This is a genomic window from Polaromonas sp. (assembly GCF_049790275.1).
Lineage (GTDB): Bacteria > Pseudomonadota > Gammaproteobacteria > Burkholderiales > Burkholderiaceae_C > Polaromonas.
This window is the reverse complement of record NZ_JBAQYR010000054.1, coordinates 22,647-39,496: the sequence shown is the minus strand read 5'-3', so window position 1 is coordinate 39,496 and position 16,850 is coordinate 22,647. Positions and strand designations below refer to the sequence as shown.

17 protein-coding genes and 1 pseudogene are annotated in these 16,850 nt (G+C 62.9%); 6 read left to right on the top strand and 12 right to left on the bottom strand.

Features of this window, described 5'->3' with window-relative positions; genetic code table 11:
- The 8 genes and pseudogenes from WA904_RS08040 to WA904_RS08005 form a co-directional block, all read right to left on the bottom strand.
- A pseudogene (locus tag WA904_RS08040) lies at positions 1–1,710 on the bottom strand (DUF490 domain-containing protein); the annotation flags it as partial.
- A gap of 5 nt (positions 1,711–1,715) precedes the next feature.
- The gene (locus WA904_RS08035) at positions 1,716–3,512 is read right to left on the bottom strand and encodes an autotransporter assembly complex protein TamA (RefSeq protein ID WP_425196609.1); all 1,797 of its coding nucleotides are present in this window, start codon (positions 3,510–3,512) and stop codon (positions 1,716–1,718) included.
- A 454-nt stretch (positions 3,513–3,966) separates the two neighbouring features.
- Positions 3,967–5,187, bottom strand: a complete 1,221-nt coding sequence (locus WA904_RS08030) for a vWA domain-containing protein (protein ID WP_425196608.1) — start codon at positions 5,185–5,187, stop codon at positions 3,967–3,969.
- Positions 5,181–6,125, bottom strand: a complete 945-nt coding sequence (locus tag WA904_RS08025; protein WP_425196607.1) for a hypothetical protein — start codon at positions 6,123–6,125, stop codon at positions 5,181–5,183. The genes WA904_RS08030 and WA904_RS08025 overlap by 7 nt, the downstream gene beginning before the upstream one ends.
- 4 nt (positions 6,126–6,129) lie before the next feature.
- Positions 6,130–6,726, bottom strand: coding sequence for a GNAT family N-acetyltransferase (locus WA904_RS08020; RefSeq protein ID WP_425196606.1), 597 nt, complete (start codon positions 6,724–6,726; stop codon positions 6,130–6,132).
- Positions 6,723–6,953, bottom strand: a complete 231-nt coding sequence (locus WA904_RS08015) for a hypothetical protein (RefSeq protein WP_425196605.1) — start codon at positions 6,951–6,953, stop codon at positions 6,723–6,725. The genes WA904_RS08020 and WA904_RS08015 overlap by 4 nt, the downstream gene beginning before the upstream one ends.
- 57 nt (positions 6,954–7,010) lie before the next feature.
- Positions 7,011–7,736 carry a hypothetical protein gene (locus WA904_RS08010; protein WP_425196604.1) on the bottom strand — a complete coding sequence of 242 codons (726 nt, stop codon included), beginning with the start codon at positions 7,734–7,736 and terminating at the stop codon, positions 7,011–7,013.
- Positions 7,737–7,748: 12 nt separating this feature from the next.
- A complete protein-coding gene (locus WA904_RS08005; protein ID WP_425196603.1) occupies positions 7,749–8,591 on the bottom strand; it encodes an AAA family ATPase in 843 nt (280 codons plus the stop codon).
- 135 nt (positions 8,592–8,726) lie between these two features.
- Here WA904_RS08005 and WA904_RS08000 point away from each other — a divergent pair, with 135 nt between their 5' ends.
- Complete coding sequence (locus WA904_RS08000) at positions 8,727–9,395, top strand: c-type cytochrome (RefSeq protein WP_425196602.1); 669 nt, start codon at positions 8,727–8,729, stop codon at positions 9,393–9,395.
- A gap of 184 nt (positions 9,396–9,579) precedes the next feature.
- On the opposite strand, the gene WA904_RS07995 is transcribed toward WA904_RS08000, so the two are convergent.
- Positions 9,580–10,014: a DUF1841 family protein gene (locus WA904_RS07995; RefSeq protein ID WP_425196601.1), complete on the bottom strand. Its 435-nt coding sequence runs from the start codon at positions 10,012–10,014 to the stop codon at positions 9,580–9,582.
- A 177-nt stretch (positions 10,015–10,191) separates the two neighbouring features.
- On the opposite strand from WA904_RS07995, the gene WA904_RS07990 reads away from it, so the two are divergent.
- Positions 10,192–10,413 carry a hypothetical protein gene (locus tag WA904_RS07990; RefSeq protein ID WP_425196600.1) on the top strand — a complete coding sequence of 74 codons (222 nt, stop codon included), beginning with the start codon at positions 10,192–10,194 and terminating at the stop codon, positions 10,411–10,413.
- A gap of 235 nt (positions 10,414–10,648) precedes the next feature.
- Here WA904_RS07990 and WA904_RS07985 read toward each other — a convergent pair whose 3' ends face one another.
- The gene (locus WA904_RS07985) at positions 10,649–11,476 is read right to left on the bottom strand and encodes an IclR family transcriptional regulator (protein ID WP_425196599.1); all 828 of its coding nucleotides are present in this window, start codon (positions 11,474–11,476) and stop codon (positions 10,649–10,651) included.
- An 82-nt stretch (positions 11,477–11,558) separates the two neighbouring features.
- On the opposite strand from WA904_RS07985, the gene WA904_RS07980 reads away from it, so the two are divergent.
- The 3 genes from WA904_RS07980 (at position 11,559) to pcaF (ending at position 14,237) form a co-directional block, all read left to right on the top strand.
- Positions 11,559–12,260 carry a 3-oxoacid CoA-transferase subunit A gene (locus WA904_RS07980; protein ID WP_425196598.1) on the top strand — a complete coding sequence of 234 codons (702 nt, stop codon included), beginning with the start codon at positions 11,559–11,561 and terminating at the stop codon, positions 12,258–12,260.
- A 1-nt stretch (position 12,261) separates the two neighbouring features.
- Entirely contained in the window at positions 12,262–12,909 is a 648-nt protein-coding gene (locus WA904_RS07975) for a 3-oxoacid CoA-transferase subunit B (protein ID WP_425196597.1), read from the top strand.
- Positions 12,910–13,031: 122 nt separating this feature from the next.
- Positions 13,032–14,237, top strand: a complete 1,206-nt coding sequence (gene pcaF / locus WA904_RS07970) for a 3-oxoadipyl-CoA thiolase (RefSeq protein WP_425196596.1) — start codon at positions 13,032–13,034, stop codon at positions 14,235–14,237.
- A 16-nt stretch (positions 14,238–14,253) separates the two neighbouring features.
- On the opposite strand, the gene WA904_RS07965 is transcribed toward pcaF, so the two are convergent.
- Both WA904_RS07965 and yghU read right to left on the bottom strand, forming a co-directional pair.
- Positions 14,254–14,886, bottom strand: a complete 633-nt coding sequence (locus WA904_RS07965) for a glutathione S-transferase family protein (RefSeq protein ID WP_425196595.1) — start codon at positions 14,884–14,886, stop codon at positions 14,254–14,256.
- Positions 14,883–15,764 (bottom strand): glutathione-dependent disulfide-bond oxidoreductase, encoded by an 882-nt coding sequence (yghU, locus tag WA904_RS07960; RefSeq protein ID WP_425196594.1) that lies wholly within the window; start codon positions 15,762–15,764, stop codon positions 14,883–14,885. Before yghU ends, WA904_RS07965 begins: the two co-directional genes overlap by 4 nt.
- 161 nt (positions 15,765–15,925) lie before the next feature.
- Here yghU and WA904_RS07955 point away from each other — a divergent pair, with 161 nt between their 5' ends.
- Entirely contained in the window at positions 15,926–16,849 is a 924-nt protein-coding gene (locus WA904_RS07955; RefSeq protein ID WP_425196593.1) for an NAD(P)-dependent oxidoreductase, read from the top strand.
- Position 16,850: the final 1 nt, after the last annotated feature.

Here is a 16,850-nt window from a genome sequence, read left to right as displayed (position 1 = left end):
GGCCTGCACGGCCGGATCGCGCCAGCCGCCTTGCCAGCCGAGCTGGAGTTCGGCGCTGCCGCTAGCCGATGCGTTTTGCAAAGCTGTGGGTGCACCGGGCAGGCGCTGCAACCAGCGCAGGGCCTGGGCGGCGTCCCGCCCACGCAGGCTCAGTTCGCCAGCGCCGCGCGTTTCGCGCAGCTCGCCTTGCACTTGGGCGCTCAGGCCGGGTGCGCTCAGATTGAGGCGGCCTTTGCCGCTGCGAAGGGCGGGCTGGATGTCCAGCGTGCCGGCCAGCTCGGCATCGTCAGTGCGCACCTGCAGTTCGGTCAGCGTCAGCGTGTCTGCTGCCCAGCGCCCGGAGGCACGGGCGTCGCGCAAGCGCAAGGCCGCGAGCGTGTTGCCGGCTGTGCGAGGGGGTGCAGCGGCAGCCTTGCCGCTGGCCTGCAGCCTGGCATCAAAACCGATGGCGCCGGCTTGCCCCTTCAGTTCGGTGCGCCCGTCCACCGGCAGCGGCGCCAGCTGGGTGTGCAGGGCGGCCGGGTTGATGTTTTTCAGCGTGGCCTGCACTTGCCACGCTGGCTGCGCGGCGGCAGAAGGCGCCGCGCCGGATGCCTCGGTCCATTGGCCGCTGGCGGTGACTTCGCCGCCACCCAGCTGTGCCTGCAGGCTGCGCACCAGGGCCGCGCCGCCGCGCCATTCGCCCTCTGCCTGCAGTTTGTCGAGCGGCAGGCGTTGCTGGTCCCAGGGGCCGGGCAGGCTGTTGCTGATGGCGGTCTGCAATTGCCAGGCGTTGCTGCGGCTGCTGTTGGGCCGGATGCTGAGGGTGCCGCTCAAGCCGGTTTGCGGCGCGCCGGGCCAGAGGCTGGCCAGGTCCAGTGCGCGAAAAGTGGCGTCGGCCTGCGGCAGGGGTTGCGCGGCCCAGGGCGTGATGCGTGCCGTGGCGCTGGCTTGTGGCGCATTGCCGGGGCGGACTGATGCAGTGTTGACCTTGATCTCACCCCTGGCTTGCAGTTCGGCCAGTGGCCCTTTTGCTGTGGCGTCAAAGGCCAGCGGCAGTCGTGTGCTGCTGCCCGGTACGGCCGCTTCCAGCACGCCCGAGAGTGCTGCATCCAGCGTGAGCGCACCGGTGGCAAGCAGGGTGGCGCGGCCGGAATAACGCCCGCCGGCCACTTGTGCATTCGCCAGTTCGATCTTGTGCTGCACGCCATCAAATTCAAAACGCGCGCGGATCGCGCTGGCCTCCAGCGCAGGCGGGCCCAGCCACTGCAGGCGGTCTATCGCCAGTTCATCCAGCGTGATGCGAAAGGGCAGGGTCACAGATGCCGGCGGACCGGCCGAAGCTTCCGCCCGCGGACGCTGGTCGTCCACCCGCAGGCTGGCCATGGCCAGGCGTTCGAGCTTGAGCGTGCCCGAAAGCAACGACAGCGGCTGCCATGCCAGATGGACGCCGCTGGCGACGAGCTGCAGGCCATCCTGCTGCCAGCCCAATGTTTCAACACGGCCGCCCGCGCGCAGGGAGCCCGTCACGCCCTCCGCTGTGAGCGGCTGCGAACGCGCGGCCCAGCGCAGTGCGGTGGCGAGTGAGCCTTCGCTGCCCGACCACCCCCAGAGCGCACCCAGAGCACCCATGAGTACCAGCAGGAAGGTGCCAACGACGGCAGCGAGTGCGGTGCGCCAGCGGCGCGGCGCCCGTGGGGGCCGTGGGGCTGGCGGAGAGCTGTCAGGCATGGCCATCAGAAAACAAAACCCACACTCATGTGCAGCCGCAGCTTTTTGGGCTCCAGCCCGTAAGCCACGTCAATCTGCAGCGGACCGATGGGGCTGCGCCAGCGCACACCTGTGCCCACGCCGACCTTGGGCTTGAGGTCTTTCGGTCGTTCGGCCACGGAGCCAGCGTCGATGAACAGCGTGTGCTCCCATTCGGTGGGCAGGCCGTTGCGCCGTATCGGCCGCTGCCATTCGATGCTGCCGACGGCCATATAACGCCCCGGTCCGGTCACGCCATTGGCGCGTTCCACACCGATGTCGCGGTAGCCGTAACCCCGCACCGTGTTGTCGCCGCCGGTGCGAAACAGCAGGGTGCCGGGAATACGCGACGAGTCGGCCGCCACCACGGCGCCAGCCTCGGCGCGCAGCGAAAGACGGCTGGCGGTCAGCGATTTCACGCCGAGCCAGCGCCCCGTGGTGCGCAGGAAAGGCTTGCGTTCGCTGCCCAGTGTGACGCCGCCGCCGAGTTCAAACCCCAGGCCATAACCTTTGCCGGGAAAAGGCAGGCTGTCGAAATAGCGGCCGGTCCATACATAGTTGCCGCTGATGGCAGAGCCGTCACCGGTGTCGCTGTCGGCAATCGCGGTCGGGCTTTTGGTCTGCACGCTGGCACGGTCGTATTGCAGGTACATGTTCCGGTCGATGCGGTCGCCGGCCTGTGAGCGGCCGAAACGCAGGCGTTGTGCGCGCGTGACCAGCTCGTCGTCGTCCAGACGCTCAGCCCGGCCGAGCGCGCCCCAGCGCCAGCCGCCCTCGTCCGGGATGGCCGTCCATTCGGTCTGCGCAAACGGCGACTTGCGCTCCAGCTGCAGCTTGGTCACCGCGCGCCAGCCGATGCCGGGCACGCGATGGTGTGTGTGTTCCACCGATGCGCGTGGCCCCCCGTCGGTGGTGATGCCCACGCCGAGAATCACTTTTTGCCGGGGGGCTTCACGCACCTGGACTTGCACGGGCGCCGCCGCCGGGTCGCTTTCGGGGTCTACAAAAATGGCTGCCGAATCGAAATAGCCACTGGAAGCCAGGCGCTGCTGGGCTTCCAGAAGACGGTTCTGGTCATACACGGAACCGGGTGCAAGGCGCGCGAGCCGCGGCACCAGCAGCGGGTCGTAACGCTGGATGCCGCTGACCTGCATGGGCCCGAGGCGGTAAAGCGGGCCGGAGTCGAGGCGCAGCGACAGGTTGGCACTTTGGGTTGTGGCATCGATGTCGGCCAGGCTGTCGGCCAGCCGCCCCGCCGGGTAGCGGCGCGCCACCAGCCCGCGCAGGGCCTGGGTCTTGGCACTGTCCCAACCGTCCTGGGTGAAGCGCTGGCCGATGGGCAGGCGCCAGTTGCGGCGTATTTCCTCGCGCTGTGCCGCTGCATCGGCGTCGGGCGAGCCGGCGACGTCCCCCGAAAAGTCGATGGCCACACTGCGGGTCTGGGTGGGCTCACCCGGCGTGACCCCAACCACCACTTTTGGACGCTGGGCGGTGCTGCCTTCCTGCGTGATGCGGATGTCGGGACTGAAATAGCCCAGCGTTCCCACCAGGTTGCGCACATTGCGTTCGGCCAGCACGATCAGGCGGGCGAGCTCGGCGTCATCCAGGTCGGTCACCGCGCGGTAGCGCTGCAGTTCGAGGTGCCGTTCCAGCAGTTCACGCACAGCATCGGGTGCCCGCACCTCGATGTCAAAGGCGGAGACGTCCGTCTGTGCCTGCGTGGGCCCGACCGAGCCTGCCGGTGTGGACGGCGGCGTCACGCTGGCGGGAGGTGGCGCCGGCACGGTGGTCTGCGTGACGGGCGCGGGCTTTGTGGCCGAAGGAGGGGGCGTGGCACTGTCGGATGGGGCGGAGGGCGCTACAGCCTGGGCTGCAGCAGCGCAGGTGAAAAGGAGGGCGAGCGCTGCGGCCGGTAAATTCCTGGCCGCCCTCCAGGCGAGGCAGGAACGGGAATGGGTCACTAGGGGCCTGTTCACACTATGTATACAAGATGCGTTGCGAGTCAAAAAGGTCATGCGCGAGGCGCAAAATGCAGCCGGGCTGACGCCCGGCCAGGCTTTGCAACGCTGCGCATGGCCTTTTTGGCCGCAACCCGGAGGGAACGGGGTGAAAACAACGCCACTCCGCGTTGCACTCCTACGCCAGACGCCCGGTCTGGCGGTCGTCGCGCGCCTTGATTGGCGCTGTTTTCACCGCGTTCGCACTTGCATACATAGTGTGAACAGGCCCTGGTCCAGTTTACTTGGACAGCAAACGCATCGCCTCTTCAAGGCCCTTGATGGTCAGGGGGAACATGCGCTGGTTCACCAGCTGCTGCATCACGCTGATGCTCTGGCGGTACTGCCAGACGCCCTGCGGTTCGGGGTTGATCCAGACGAATTTCGGGAAGGCGTTGGTGAGCCGCTGCATCCATTCGGCGCCGGCTTCCTCGTTGTTGTATTCGACACTGCCGCCCGGCTGTAATATTTCGTAAGGGCTCATGGTCGCGTCACCGACAAAGATCAGTTTGTAGTCCTTGTTGTACTTGCGGATGATGTCCCAGGTCGCAAACTTCTCGCTGAAGCGGCGCCGGTTGTTCTTCCACATGAAGTCATAGACGCAGTTGTGGAAGTAGTAGAACTCGATGTGCTTGAACTCGGTCTTGGTGGCCGAAAACAGCTCCTCGACGCGCGCGATGTGTTCGTCCATGGTGCCGCCCACGTCCATCAGCAGCAGCACCTTCACGTTGTTGTGGCGCTCCGGCACCATCTTGATGTCCAGCCAGCCGGCGTTGGCCGCGGTGGAGCGGATGGTGTCGTCCAGATCCAGCTCTTCGACATGGCCTTCACGCGCGAACTTGCGCAGGCGGCGCAACGCCACCTTGATGTTGCGTGTGCCCAGCTCCTGCGTGTCGTCGTAGTCCTTGTAGGCGCGCTGGTCCCAGACTTTCACCGCGCTCTTGTTGCGGCTTTTCTCCTGGCCGATGCGTATGCCCTGCGGGTTGAAGCCATTGGCGCCGAAGGGCGAGGTGCCGCCGGTGCCAATCCATTTGTTGCCGCCCTCGTGGCGCTCCTTCTGCTCCTCGAACCGCTTTTTGAGCGTTTCCATGAGCTCGTCCCAGCCCATCTTCTCGATCTTGGCCTTGTCTTCGGCGCTGAGCTCAAGCTCCAGGTTCTTGCGCAGCCATTCGAGCGGGATGTCCTTGGTGAAGTCGGCAATCATCTCCACACCCTTGAAGTAGGCCGCAAAGGCGCGGTCAAACTTGTCGTAGTGCTTTTCGTCCTTCACCAGCACAGTACGGCTGAGGTAATAGAAGTCGTCGATTTTGTACGCGCCTTCCCCGATTTCGCCGCTTTCATCATCCTTGCCGCTGTTGGGCCCGACCACGCCGGCCTGCAGCGCTTCGAGCAGCATCAGGTATTCCTTGACCGAAACCGGCAGCTTGGCCGAACGCAGGGTGTAGAAGAAGTCGATCAGCATCTGCAAATCTCCGAACATGTGAAGCGTGGGCAGGCCGCTTTGTCCTCGAACGTAAAGATCGTACCTTTGCAACTCGGTAATGTCAGGGTCTTGCCCGGAAAAATTCCCAGGCCTTCAAATTGAGCATCGTAAACAAGGCGCCCTGTCTCTTTTAACGGATCACGGGATAAAAAATCCCGGCATGTTTCAGAGTATCCAGCTACCACTGTCCATTCCTTTTTTGAATCGTTGCGAATAGTGATCAAGCGAGGAACATAGTTGCCCGTGCTTCGCTGATCTGTCCATTGGTAGTTTGAAGATAACTTTGACAAAGTAAATTGCTTGGCAGGAGGCGCCTTCATCGTCACATTGTTCTTTGCATCCAGAAACTTGATGTCGGCCGTCGTAAGGATTCCCGGGACATCCAAAGTGAAATTTTTGAGTAAAACTTCCTTTGGGATAACGGGGTTGCAGGCATTTTTTAAGGAAGAATTTTCCAGCACCTTCGCTCGTCTCACATAGACGGGTTTATCGGTTCGAGGAGGGTGAGCATCCGCTAACCCGCCTCGAACAATTTTGTAAATTCGTTTTTCGGCAAGCTCATCCGCACGATGTCCGGTTTCCATGAATAAAGTCAGCTTCTTTCCCGTAATCTTGCCGACCAACTGGCCGGTGTAAACCCTGGAGCAATTGATACCACCGCACTCCGAGTAACTTCCGCAGACAGAGTTGCCATTTTGAACCAGCGACATTTCCGCGTAGCCCGCATATTTTTCCCCGAGGAAGCAATGGCGAACGTAGATTTCGCCAGAAGTGTCTTCAATCTCCTTGTCGTTGCAAGTTCCCAGGATCCGATAGGAGCCGGTAATGTCAGCTGGCTTTTGCGCGGCGGCGAGACCCGTGCCCGCCAGCCATACAGCGCACAGGACCGAAAGAACAAGGTTGCGCGCGCCAAGCACTGACTTATCCGCGTGGTTTGTCCAGCATGTACAACAACTGCGCCTTGACCTCCGGCCATTCGCCGGAACGCAGGCTGTACATCACCGTGTCGCGAATCGTGCCGTCACGCCGCATCGCGTGGCCGCGGATCACGCCGTCCTTGCGCGCGCCCAGGCGCTCGATGGCGCGTTGCGAGGCGTGGTTGAAGTTGTCGGTGCGCCATCCCACCACATGGCAGCCCAGGGTTTCAAATGCATGGGTCAGCATCAGCAGCTTGCAGGTGGTGTTGATATGGGTGCGCTGGCAACGCGCGGCGTACCAGGTGTAGCCAATTTCCACGCGTTTCACGGACGGCAGGATGTCGTGGTAACTGGTGCTGCCCAGCACGGTGCCTGTGGCCTGGTCGCGCACGACAAAAGCGAAACGTGCGTTGGTATCGCGTCCAGCCAGCGCGGTCTCTATATAGGCGCGCGTCTCTTCCGGCCGGGGCACGGAGGTGACGCGCAGGTTCCATAGCTCGCCATCAGCCGCCGCCGCGCGAAGGCCTGCTTCATGCTCAAGTGCCAGGGGCACCAGCTCTACACCGCGATCAGACAGGATGACAGGTTGCACAAAACTCATTGGTCTTCACTCCGTTTTTTTTCCTTCGCACGGCGCCAGCGCCGCGCCAGCTGCAGGCCCAGGCCGCCGCCCAGGCCCACCAACACAATGGCGCCTATGGTGCTGTTGCCATAACCCTGCGCAAAAATATCCAGGCCCAGCAAACGGCCGATCCAGAAACCAAACAACGCACCGCCGACAAACCCCACGGCATCGGACAGCCCTTCCAGCCATAGAGCTTTATGCATGGGTGGTGGTTCCGTGGACGGTGGTGTAGCGGTTTCCGTGGCGTTGTACCTGAATTTTCATGGGGATTTTTTCGCCTGCAGATAGTTGCGCTTCTGGCATTGCGCGCCTGGCAGTTTGCCCGGTGGCGTGCTGTTGCAAAGGCGGTCCAGCTCGAGCTGGGCTTGCCTGTGGCCGAGATGGGCGGCGCGCGCCACCAGTTCGAGCGCGTACCAGGGCACCTGGGACGCGGGTTTGTTTGCCGGCAGTTGCGCTGGCTGCACTTTTTTTGCCGCGGCGGTGGGTGCACGAACCTGGGGCCCGGCTGCCGCCTTGCCTTCCAGCAGGCTGACGTAGTCGCGCACCATCAGGTCGGTATCTGCAGCACTGAATTTCGCCGAAGGCATGCCCAGCCACGAACGGGTACCCGGGTCGGGTACATCCAGCAGTGTTTTGCCCGGCGTGGAAAGCATGGCGGCCACATCGTCGGGAACGGCCTTGCCCAGGCCTGTCGCCTTGGACAACTGCTCGGCGGAGGTGGCTGCAGCGCCGCCCTCTGCCGCCGCACCGGCCTTGGCTGCTTTCGCCGCGTGGGAAGCGCCTTCGAGGGCTTCCGCACCGACGACCGCGCCGGCGCCGGTTGCAGCACCTTTACCTGCTGCGCCTGCAACCCCTTTGCCCGCGGCAGAACCGAGTTTCCCCAAGGCGCCCAACCACGCATGGGCCGGCAGCGGCAGGAAAGCCGTCAACACGAGCAGCGCACTGATGGCAGCGGCGGCGGGGCGGCGGGCTGGAAACAGGATCATGGGCCCGGTGCGCTAGCGGTTGTGGCGCTGCATGAACACCAGTTTTTCAAACAGGGTCACGTCCTGCTCGTTCTTGAGCAGTGCGCCCACCAGCGGCGGCACGGCCACCTTGTCTTCCTTGCTTTGCAGCGCTTCAAGCGGAATGTCTTCAGCCACCAGCAGCTTGAGCCAGTCCAGCAGCTCGGAGGTTGAAGGTTTTTTCTTCAGGCCAGGCAGGTTGCGCACGTCGTAAAACGTTTTCATGGCCGCGGCCAGCAGTTCCTTTTTCAGGCCGGGGAAGTGGACATCGACGATCAGTTTCATCGTGTCGGCATCGGGGAACTTGATGTAGTGGAAGAAGCAGCGGCGCAGGAAGGCGTCGGGCAGTTCCTTTTCGTTGTTCGAGGTGATGAACACCAGCGGGCGGTGTTTGGCCTTGATCAGTTCACGTGTTTCGTACACATAGAACTCCATGCGGTCGATCTCGCGCAGCAGGTCGTTGGGGAACTCGATGTCGGCCTTGTCGATTTCGTCAATCAGCAACGCAACCGGCTGGTCAGCGGTGAAGGCCTGCCAGAGCACACCCTTGACGATGTAGTTGTGGATGTCCTTGACTTTTTCGTCGCCGAGCTGCGAGTCGCGCAGGCGCGATACCGCGTCGTATTCATACAGGCCTTGCTGCGCCTTGGTGGTGGACTTGATGTGCCACTGCAACAGCGGCAGGTTCAGCGCCTGGGCCACTTCCTCGGCCAGCATGGTCTTGCCGGTGCCGGGTTCGCCCTTGACCAGCAGGGGCTTCTTGAGGGTGGCAGACGCATTGACGGCAAGCATCAGATCCTGGGTGGCGACGTAGTTTTTGGAGCCTTGAAATTTCATGTTGGACAGGAAGTAGAAGCTGGAAGGTCGGAGTCGATCTGTGCGGATTGGCGGGGGCGGGAGTCACCCCGGCAGGCCCAGATATAATCAGCGGCTGTTTTATATAACAAATTCTCACCTGATTGTGCGCGCAAAATGACCAAGCTGTTTACCACGCTATTCGCTCTTGCTGTCTCATTTGTGACGGTTTCCGCCCATTCCCAGGACATCAAGGGGGATGTCAAAGCCGGCGAAGGAAAAAACGCCATGTGTATTGGCTGCCACGGCATCAAAGGCTACCAAGCCAGCTTTCCCGAGGTGTACAAAGTCCCGATGATTTCCGGCCAGAGCGCCAAGTACATCCAGGCTGCCTTGAATGCCTATAAAAAAGGCGAGCGCAAACACCCCACCATGCGCGGCATTGCCGACAGCCTCAATGACCAGGACATTGCCGACCTGGCCGCTTATTACAGCCAGCACGGCGTGACAGACAGCGCTGCCGCCGCATCCAGAACCGCCAAAACGCCCGATCCGGCCGTGGCTGCTTTGCTGGGCAAGGCCAACTGCGCTTCCTGCCATGGTGCTGATTTCAGCAAACCAATTGACCCGACCTATCCCAAACTGGGTGGCCAGCATGCGGACTACCTGTTTGTGGCGCTCAAATCCTACAAGATGGACAGCAACAACCCCAAGGTCGGCCGCGGCAACGCCATCATGGCTGGCATGGCGAAGCAGTACACCAATGCAGAACTCAAGCAGCTGGCCAACTACCTGTCATCGGTGGAAGGCGATCTGAAGACCGTTCCGCAGAGCAAGTTCCGCTAGACCGCTTCGCACTCATGAAAAAGCCGCTGATCCAGCGGCTTTTTTTGTGGGCTACCTATCCGGGTACGCACCGTGGAAGCTCTTTCCCTTTACAAGCAGGGGCCGCGAATCTGGCTTGGCCAGTCCGCAGGCGCAGCGGTCCCCTCGGGGGCAGGGAGCTCCACGAAGTGAGCAACCGTGGGGGCTAATCTCTAGTCGCCTGACGCTGCACGCAGGCGATGTAGGCCTCACCATCAGGCGGTCTTCCGGCACGCTGGCTTTCCCAGACCATCTGGCCCAGACAATCCATGGCTTCGTGATGCGCGTCATGCAATGAATCGCGTTTTGCCGTGAGCAATTCCACCGCCTGCCGGATGCCGCGCGGCTGGTCGATGGAGCACTGCTCGCTGATCGACAGGTGCATGGACAGGTGCAGAAAGGGGTTGGCCTTGCCGTCTTCCAGGTCGTACATCCTGGTCAGCGCCGCGTCGGCATCGGCGAAGTCTGCGTGGTATTCAGGGTGCTCGTCCATCCATTGGCTTGCTATGATTTCAATAGCTTCCAGCGCTTGCCCGGAGCGGGCTTTGGCATAAACAGAGCAGAAAAAACGGCGAACGTCGGCTTGCGAAGGGGTGAACATGCAGCAAGCGTAGCACGGGGGCCTGCTTCCGCTGGCGCCGTGGTGTTTCCGGTGCGCAAAGGCCTGAGGCGGCCATGTCCTACGCGTGCTGCGGAGCCTATCGCTTAAATTACGGGCACGGCAGCGTGATACCGGCAAGCGCGCGCCGGTCCATTCATATCCGGCGAGGAGAGTTTCATGAACGCAATGAGAATCACGGGCATTGTCCTGATTGTGCTGGGCCTGGCCGGTTTTTTCACCGGCGGCTTCAGTTTCACCAAAGACACGTCCAAGGCCAAGATCGGTCCGCTGGAGCTCGTCGTCAAGGAAAAAGAGACCGTCAACTTTCCACAGTGGCTGAGCATTGGCGCGGTGGTATTGGGCGCTGTGGTGCTTGTCATGGGCGCGCGCAAGTCTTAGCCCCCACGTTCGCTCACTGCGTGTAGCTCCCTGCACCTTGCAGGCCGCCGCTTGCCGGAGGCCTCGCTTCTGATGCCTGTCCAAACCTGCTCAAGCAGGTTCGGAGCCGTAGGCATCAGCCCCGAGGGGGCGCTGCGCCTGCGGGCTGGCAAAGCCAGGCCCGCGGCTCTTGCTTGAAAAGAAAAAAAATCCCACGGTCGCAACGCTGCTTGTGACGGGCTGACTCGAGGCCCGTTCATCCCTTGCTCTGCAAAGCCAGCAGCCGTGAAATCGTTTGCGCGGCGGCCAGCAGGGCCGGCAGCATGCTCTCCTGCATCACCTTGGCGCTGGTACGGTTGGCCTGGCCGCTGATATTCAGCGCCGCCACCGTCTTGCCCAGCCGGTCATGAATCGGCGCGGCCATGGACACCAGCCCTTCTTCCAATTCCTGATTCACCAGGCACCAGCCTTGCCGGCGGGTCTGTGCAATTTTCAGGCGCAGCGCTTCCAGGTCCGTCACCGTGTGGCGGGTCAGCGGCTCCGGTGTGGAAGCCCGCAGGCAGGCCAGCGCTTCTTCTTCCGGCAGGCCTGCCAGCAAGACCCTCCCCATGGATGTGCAATAAGCCGGCAGGCGCGAACCGATGCCCAGGGTGATGCTCATGATCTTGTGGGTGGACACGCGCAGCACGTACACGATGTCGGTGCCCTCCAGCACGGCAGCGGAACACGACTCCCCGACTTCTCCGGCCAGGGACGCCATCACCGGTTCGGCCAGGTTCCAGATCGGCATGGACGAGAGGTAGGCAAAGCCCAGGTCCAGGATGCGCGGGGTCAGTGAAAAATACTTGCCGTCGCTGACGACATAGCCGAGTGTCTGCAGCGTCAGCAGAATCCGCCGCGCGCCGGCGCGGCTCAGGCCGCTGCGCTCCGCCACCTCGCTCAGCGTCTGCCGTGGCGACTGCGCGCTGAAAGAACGGATGACCTCCAGCCCGCGTGCGAAGGACTGGACATAGCTGTCGCCCGGCGCAGGGCCAGGGCGGCCATCGGGACGGGAAGACGATGCAGCAATTGCCATGGGTGTCATAATCTCCTAAAATTCATTATACGAACATTTGTTCTACATAAGAACAAATAACCAGAAGTGATCCCCAGGCGGAGACAGTTTCATGATCAACAAGATAGCCCGGTCGGTGGCCGAAGCCCTCGACGGCGTCCAGGACGGTTCCACCGTGCTGATAGGCGGCTTTGGCACGGCCGGCATTCCGAACGAGCTGATCGATGGCCTGATGGCGCAGGGTGCGAAAGACCTGACCGTCGTCAACAACAACGCCGGCAATGGCGACACGGGGCTGGCAGCGCTGCTCAAGACCGGCCGCGTACGCAAGATCATCTGCAGTTTTCCGCGCCAGGCCGACAGCCATGTATTTGACGCGCTTTACCGTTCCGGCAAGCTGGAACTGGAGCTCGTGCCGCAGGGCAACCTGGCCGAGCGCATACGCGCCGCCGGGGCCGGCATAGGCGCCTTTTTCTCGCCGACCGGTTATGGCACCGAGATGGCCAGGGGCAAGGAAACCCGTGAAATCAACGGCAAGGGGTATGTGCTGGAGATGCCGATTCACGGCGACGTGGCGCTGATCAAGGCCGAGCGCGGCGACCGCTGGGGCAACCTGATGTACCGCAAGGCTGCGCGCAATTTCGGCCCCGTCATGGCCACCGCTGCAAAACTCACCGTGGCGACGGTGCATGAAATCGCAGAGCTCGGCGACATGGATCCGGAGCACATCGTGACGCCCGGCATTTTTGTGCACCGGATGGTGAAGATCGACCGCGTGGCGACGCAAGCCGGCGGTTTCAAACAGGCGGCCTGACATGAGTTACCAGAAACGGACCAAAGACCAGCTCGCCGCGCGTGTGGCGCAAGACATTCACGACGGCGCATATGTGAACCTGGGCATAGGCATGCCGACCCAGGTGGCCAACCACTTGCCCGAGGGTATCGAGGTCATCCTGCAAAGCGAAAACGGCATCCTGGGCATGGGCCCGGCACCCAGGGAGGGCGACGAAGACTTCGACCTGATCAACGCCGGCAAACAACCCGTCACCCTGCTCAAGGGCGGTGCTTTTTTTCACCATGCCGACAGTTTCGGCATGATGCGCGGCGGCCATCTGGACATCTGCGTGCTCGGTGCCTTCCAGGTCTCGAGCACGGGCGACCTCGCGAACTGGAGCACTGGCGAGCCCGGTGCCATCCCGGCGGTGGGCGGTGCCATGGACCTGGCCATCGGCGCCAAACAGACCTGGGTCATGATGGACCTGCTGACCAAAAAGGGCGAGAGCAAGGTCGTCAAGACCTGCAGCTACCCGCTGACCGGCATCGCCTGTGTGAAACGCATCTATTCCGACCTGGCCACGCTGGAATGCACGCCGCAAGGCCTCCGGCTGATTGATAAAGTTGAGGGGTTGGGGCACGACGAGCTTGAAAAGCTGGTCGGCCTGCCCATCGCCTTGAACGCCTGATACTTCACCTGATATTTTTATTCACCCGTTGACCGTTCGGGCTGAGCCTGTCGAAGCCTTTACCAGAACCTACGCGCCAGCACTTCGACAGGTTCAGTGCGAACGGAAGAAAGAGAATCCTAATGACCACCCAAGCCTTTATCTGCGACGCCATCCGCACCCCTTTCGGCCGTTACGGCGGCGCGCTCAGCAGCGTGCGCACCGACGACCTGGCCGCTGTGCCGCTCAAGGCGCTGATGGCGCGCAACCCCGGCGTTGACTGGCTGGCCATCACCGACGTGATTTACGGCTGCGTGAACCAGGCCGGTGAAGACAACCGCAACGTGGCCCACATGGCCACCCTGCTGGCCGGGTTGCCGCTGGAGCTGCCGGGCGCCACCATCAACCGCCTGTGCGGTTCGGGCATGGACGCGGTGGGCACAGCGGCCCGCGCCATCAAGGCCGGCGAGGCACGCATGATGCTTGCCGGGGGCGTCGAAAGCATGAGCCGTGCGCCGCTTGTGATGGCCAAGGCCGAAAGTGCCTTCAGTCGCGCCGCGCAAATGTACGACACCACGATCGGCTGGCGCTTCGTCAACAAGCTGATGAAAGAAAAGTACGGCACCGATGCCATGCCGGAAACCGCTGAAAATGTGGCGGCCGAATACAAGATCAGCCGCGAAGACCAAGACAGGATGGCCTTGGCTTCCCAGCTGAAGGCGGTGGCGGCGCAGAAGTCCGGCTTCTTCGACGCCGAGATCACGCCGGTCACCATTGCACAGAAAAAGGGCGACCCGGTGGTTGTCAGCAAAGACGAGCACCCGCGCGAAACGTCGATGGAGGCACTGGCCAAACTCAAGGGTGCGGTGCGGCCTGACGGCAGCGTGACGGCCGGCAATGCCTCTGGCGTGAACGACGGGGCCTGTGCGCTGCTGATCGCCAACGAGGAGGCCGCGAAACAGAACGGCCTGACGCCGCGCGCGCGTATTGTCGGCATGGCGACCGCCGGCGTGCCGCCGCGCATCATGGGCATAGGCCCGGCGCCGGCCACAGAAAAAGTGCTGGCGCTCACCGGCCTGAGCCTGGCACAAATGGATGTGATCGAACTCAACGAAGCTTTTGCCGCGCAGGGCCTGGCGGTGCTGCGCCTGCTGGGCCTGCAGGACGATGATGTTCGCGTCAACCCGAACGGCGGCGCAATCGCACTGGGCCATCCGCTGGGTGCTTCGGGCGCCCGCCTGGTGACTACCGCCGTGAACCAGCTGCACCGCACCGGCGGCCGCTACGCCCTGTGCACCATGTGTATCGGCGTGGGGCAGGGCATTGCCGTGGTGATCGAGCGCGTGTGACTGACGCTGACTGTTCTTAAAGCGCCATCGAAGGCCGCTGCGCCATGGCAGCGCGCCATCGCACCAGCTCCGGGTGCTGCTCGCCGGGCTTGACCTTGACGATGCGCGCAAAATCCACCGCCACCACGGCGGTGATGTCTGCAATGCTGAACTGCCCTGCGGCAATGAATTCGCGGCCCTGCAGCCGCTCATCGAGCACGGCAAAAAACTGCTGCACGCGCGCGAGTCCGCGCTGGCCGAGTTCGGGAATCTGCGGGTAGTCCACCGGCCCGGGCAGGGCGCGGTTCGCCATCCCGGGCGAGCTGTTACGCAGGCACTCGGCAATTGCCAGCAGGCCCTCAAACTCGATGCGCCACTGCCAGCTCGCGATCTCGGCTTTCTCCAGCGCGGTGCTGCCCAGCAGGGGCGGCTGGGGGCAGTGGGCTTCCAGCCAGGCGGCGATCGCGGCGTTGTCGGTGAGCATCACCCCTTCGTCGGTGCGCAGCGCGGGCACGGTGCACTGCGGGTTGATGCGGCGGTAAGCCTCACCCATCTGTTCCGCGGCTCGCAGGTCTACCTGCACCGTCTCATGGGGCACGCCTTTTTCGGCCAGCAGGATGCGCGCGCGCCGCGGGCTGGGGGCGGTGGTGCAGTCGTAGAGGGTGATCATGGCGGGGCCTGGGTCCCTAACTTGTCCTGGGTGTGGGTGTCGAAGTCGCCTGCCTCATGGCGCTCATGCAACTGGCTGGAGGCTTCGCCCCAAGTGCGGTTGACCATGCGCCCGCGTTTGGCCGCGGGACGTTTTGCAATCTCGTTGGTCCAGCGCAGCACGTGGGTGTAGGCCTGTACCTGCAGGAATTCGCCGGCTTCATACAGCTGACCCTTGACGAGGGTGCCGTACCACGGCCACACCGCCATGTCGGCAATGGTGTAGTCATCGCCCGCCAGCCAGGGCACCTCGGCGAGGCGGCGGTCCAGCACATCGAGCTGGCGTTTGACCTCCATCGCATAGCGATCAATCGGGTATTGCATCTTGCTCGGGGCATACGCGTAGAAGTGGCCGAAGCCACCGCCCAGAAAAGGCGCGCTGCCCATTTGCCAGTTGAGCCACGACAGGCACTCGGCGCGCGCGGCGCCACCTGCGGGCAGGAACGCACCGAACTTCTCGGCAAGATATTGCAGGATGGCCCCTGACTCAAAGACCCGCAGGGGTGCGGCGCCGCTGCGGTCCACCAGCACCGGGATCTTGGAGTTGGGGTTGGCCGCGACAAAGCCGCTACCGAACTGCTCACCCTCATGGATGCGGACCAGCCAGGCGTCGTATTCCGCTCCGCTGTGGCCCAGGGCCAGCAATTCCTCCAGCATCACCGTGACCTTGACGCCATTGGGCGTGCCCAGTGAATAAAGCTGCAGCGGGTGGCGGCCCACCGGCAAATCCTTCTCGTGGGTCGGACCGGCCACAGGCCGGTTGATGTTGGCAAAGCGGCCACCGCTCGACGGCGGCGGCGACCAGATGGCGGGAGGGACGTAGGGAGTGGTGTCGTTCATGCGAGCGATATTGCCTGAGTTTGGAGGTGTCTGCACGACAGGCCCTATTTGAAGGATCATGCTTTTTTCCGCCAACGGGAAAACTGATTTCCTCTGTATTTCTTGAACCCTGCCGGCGGCTGCGGCACATTAGCGCCAGATGTTATGAACAAGGAGACAGCATGACGGTGCGCATCGGATGGATAGGCCTGGGACGCATGGGGGAGGCCATGGCCAAACGCCTGATCAAGGCCGGCAACGATGTCAGCGTGTGGAACCGCACCGCGTCCAAAGCCGCACCGCTGGCCGAGTACGGTGCCACCATCGTCGGCAGCAAACAGGATCTCGCGGCCTGCGACATCGTGTTCGCGATGGTCTCCACCACCGACGACCTCAAGCAGGTGCTGTTCGACGAAGGTGGCCTGGTGGCGGGCGCGGCCAAACCCAGAATTGTCGTTGACAGTTCGTCCATCTCGCAGGAAGGTTCGGCCGAGATCCGCACGCGGCTTGAAGCCATGGGCGTCGGTTATCTGTGTTCGCCGGTGTCGGGCAATGCCAAGGTGGCCAAGGCCGGCAAGCTGCTGCAGGTGGCCTCCGGCCCCAAGGCCTTGTACACCGAGGTCGAGCCATATTTGCAGGCGATGGCGCGCAAGGTCATGTGGGTGGGTGAGGGGGAGCTGGCCCGCATCTGGAAGATCGCTCACAACACCATGTTCGGCGTGATCATCCAGAATCTGTGCGAGATCACAGTGCTGGCGGAAAAGGCTGGCATTCCGCGCCACATCTTCCTCGAGAGCATCAACGACTCTGTACTCGGCTCCATGTACACCAAATACAAGACGCCGATGCTGACCAACCTGACCTTCGACCAGGTGACTTTCACGCCCAAGCTGCTGCTCAAGGACATGGACCTCGGCCTGGGTGCTGCGCGTGCGCATGGCGTGGCCATGCCGGCCGCCGCTGCCACGCGCGAGTCGGTGGCGCGTTTGGTCGGGCGCAGCCACGAGGACATCGACTTTGCCGTGCTGCTGGTGGAAACCGCCAGGGATGCGGGCCTCGAGCTGACCTCCGAAAACGTCAAAATGAGCGACGGCCTGGAAACCTGAC

Excerpts from the sequence above, each read along its gene's own strand:
- WA904_RS08030 (WP_425196608.1), bottom strand. The coding sequence starts at position 5,187 with ATGCTGATCGACTTCTTCTACACCCTGCGTTCGGCCAAGCTGCCGGTT.
- WA904_RS08020 (WP_425196606.1), bottom strand. The coding sequence starts at position 6,726 with ATGAGTTTTGTGCAACCTGTCATCCTGTCTGATCGCGGTGTAGAGCTG.
- WA904_RS08015 (WP_425196605.1), bottom strand. The coding sequence starts at position 6,953 with ATGCATAAAGCTCTATGGCTGGAAGGGCTGTCCGATGCCGTGGGGTTT.
- WA904_RS08010 (WP_425196604.1), bottom strand. The coding sequence starts at position 7,736 with ATGATCCTGTTTCCAGCCCGCCGCCCCGCCGCCGCTGCCATCAGTGCG.
- WA904_RS08005 (WP_425196603.1), bottom strand. The coding sequence starts at position 8,591 with ATGAAATTTCAAGGCTCCAAAAACTACGTCGCCACCCAGGATCTGATG.
- WA904_RS08000 (WP_425196602.1), top strand. The coding sequence starts at position 8,727 with ATGACCAAGCTGTTTACCACGCTATTCGCTCTTGCTGTCTCATTTGTG.
- WA904_RS07995 (WP_425196601.1), bottom strand. The coding sequence starts at position 10,014 with ATGTTCACCCCTTCGCAAGCCGACGTTCGCCGTTTTTTCTGCTCTGTT.
- WA904_RS07990 (WP_425196600.1), top strand. The coding sequence starts at position 10,192 with ATGAACGCAATGAGAATCACGGGCATTGTCCTGATTGTGCTGGGCCTG.
- WA904_RS07985 (WP_425196599.1), bottom strand. The coding sequence starts at position 11,476 with ATGACACCCATGGCAATTGCTGCATCGTCTTCCCGTCCCGATGGCCGC.
- WA904_RS07980 (WP_425196598.1), top strand. The coding sequence starts at position 11,559 with ATGATCAACAAGATAGCCCGGTCGGTGGCCGAAGCCCTCGACGGCGTC.
- WA904_RS07975 (WP_425196597.1), top strand. The coding sequence starts at position 12,262 with ATGAGTTACCAGAAACGGACCAAAGACCAGCTCGCCGCGCGTGTGGCG.
- pcaF (WP_425196596.1), top strand. The coding sequence starts at position 13,032 with ATGACCACCCAAGCCTTTATCTGCGACGCCATCCGCACCCCTTTCGGC.
- WA904_RS07965 (WP_425196595.1), bottom strand. The coding sequence starts at position 14,886 with ATGATCACCCTCTACGACTGCACCACCGCCCCCAGCCCGCGGCGCGCG.
- yghU (WP_425196594.1), bottom strand. The coding sequence starts at position 15,764 with ATGAACGACACCACTCCCTACGTCCCTCCCGCCATCTGGTCGCCGCCG.
- WA904_RS07955 (WP_425196593.1), top strand. The coding sequence starts at position 15,926 with ATGACGGTGCGCATCGGATGGATAGGCCTGGGACGCATGGGGGAGGCC.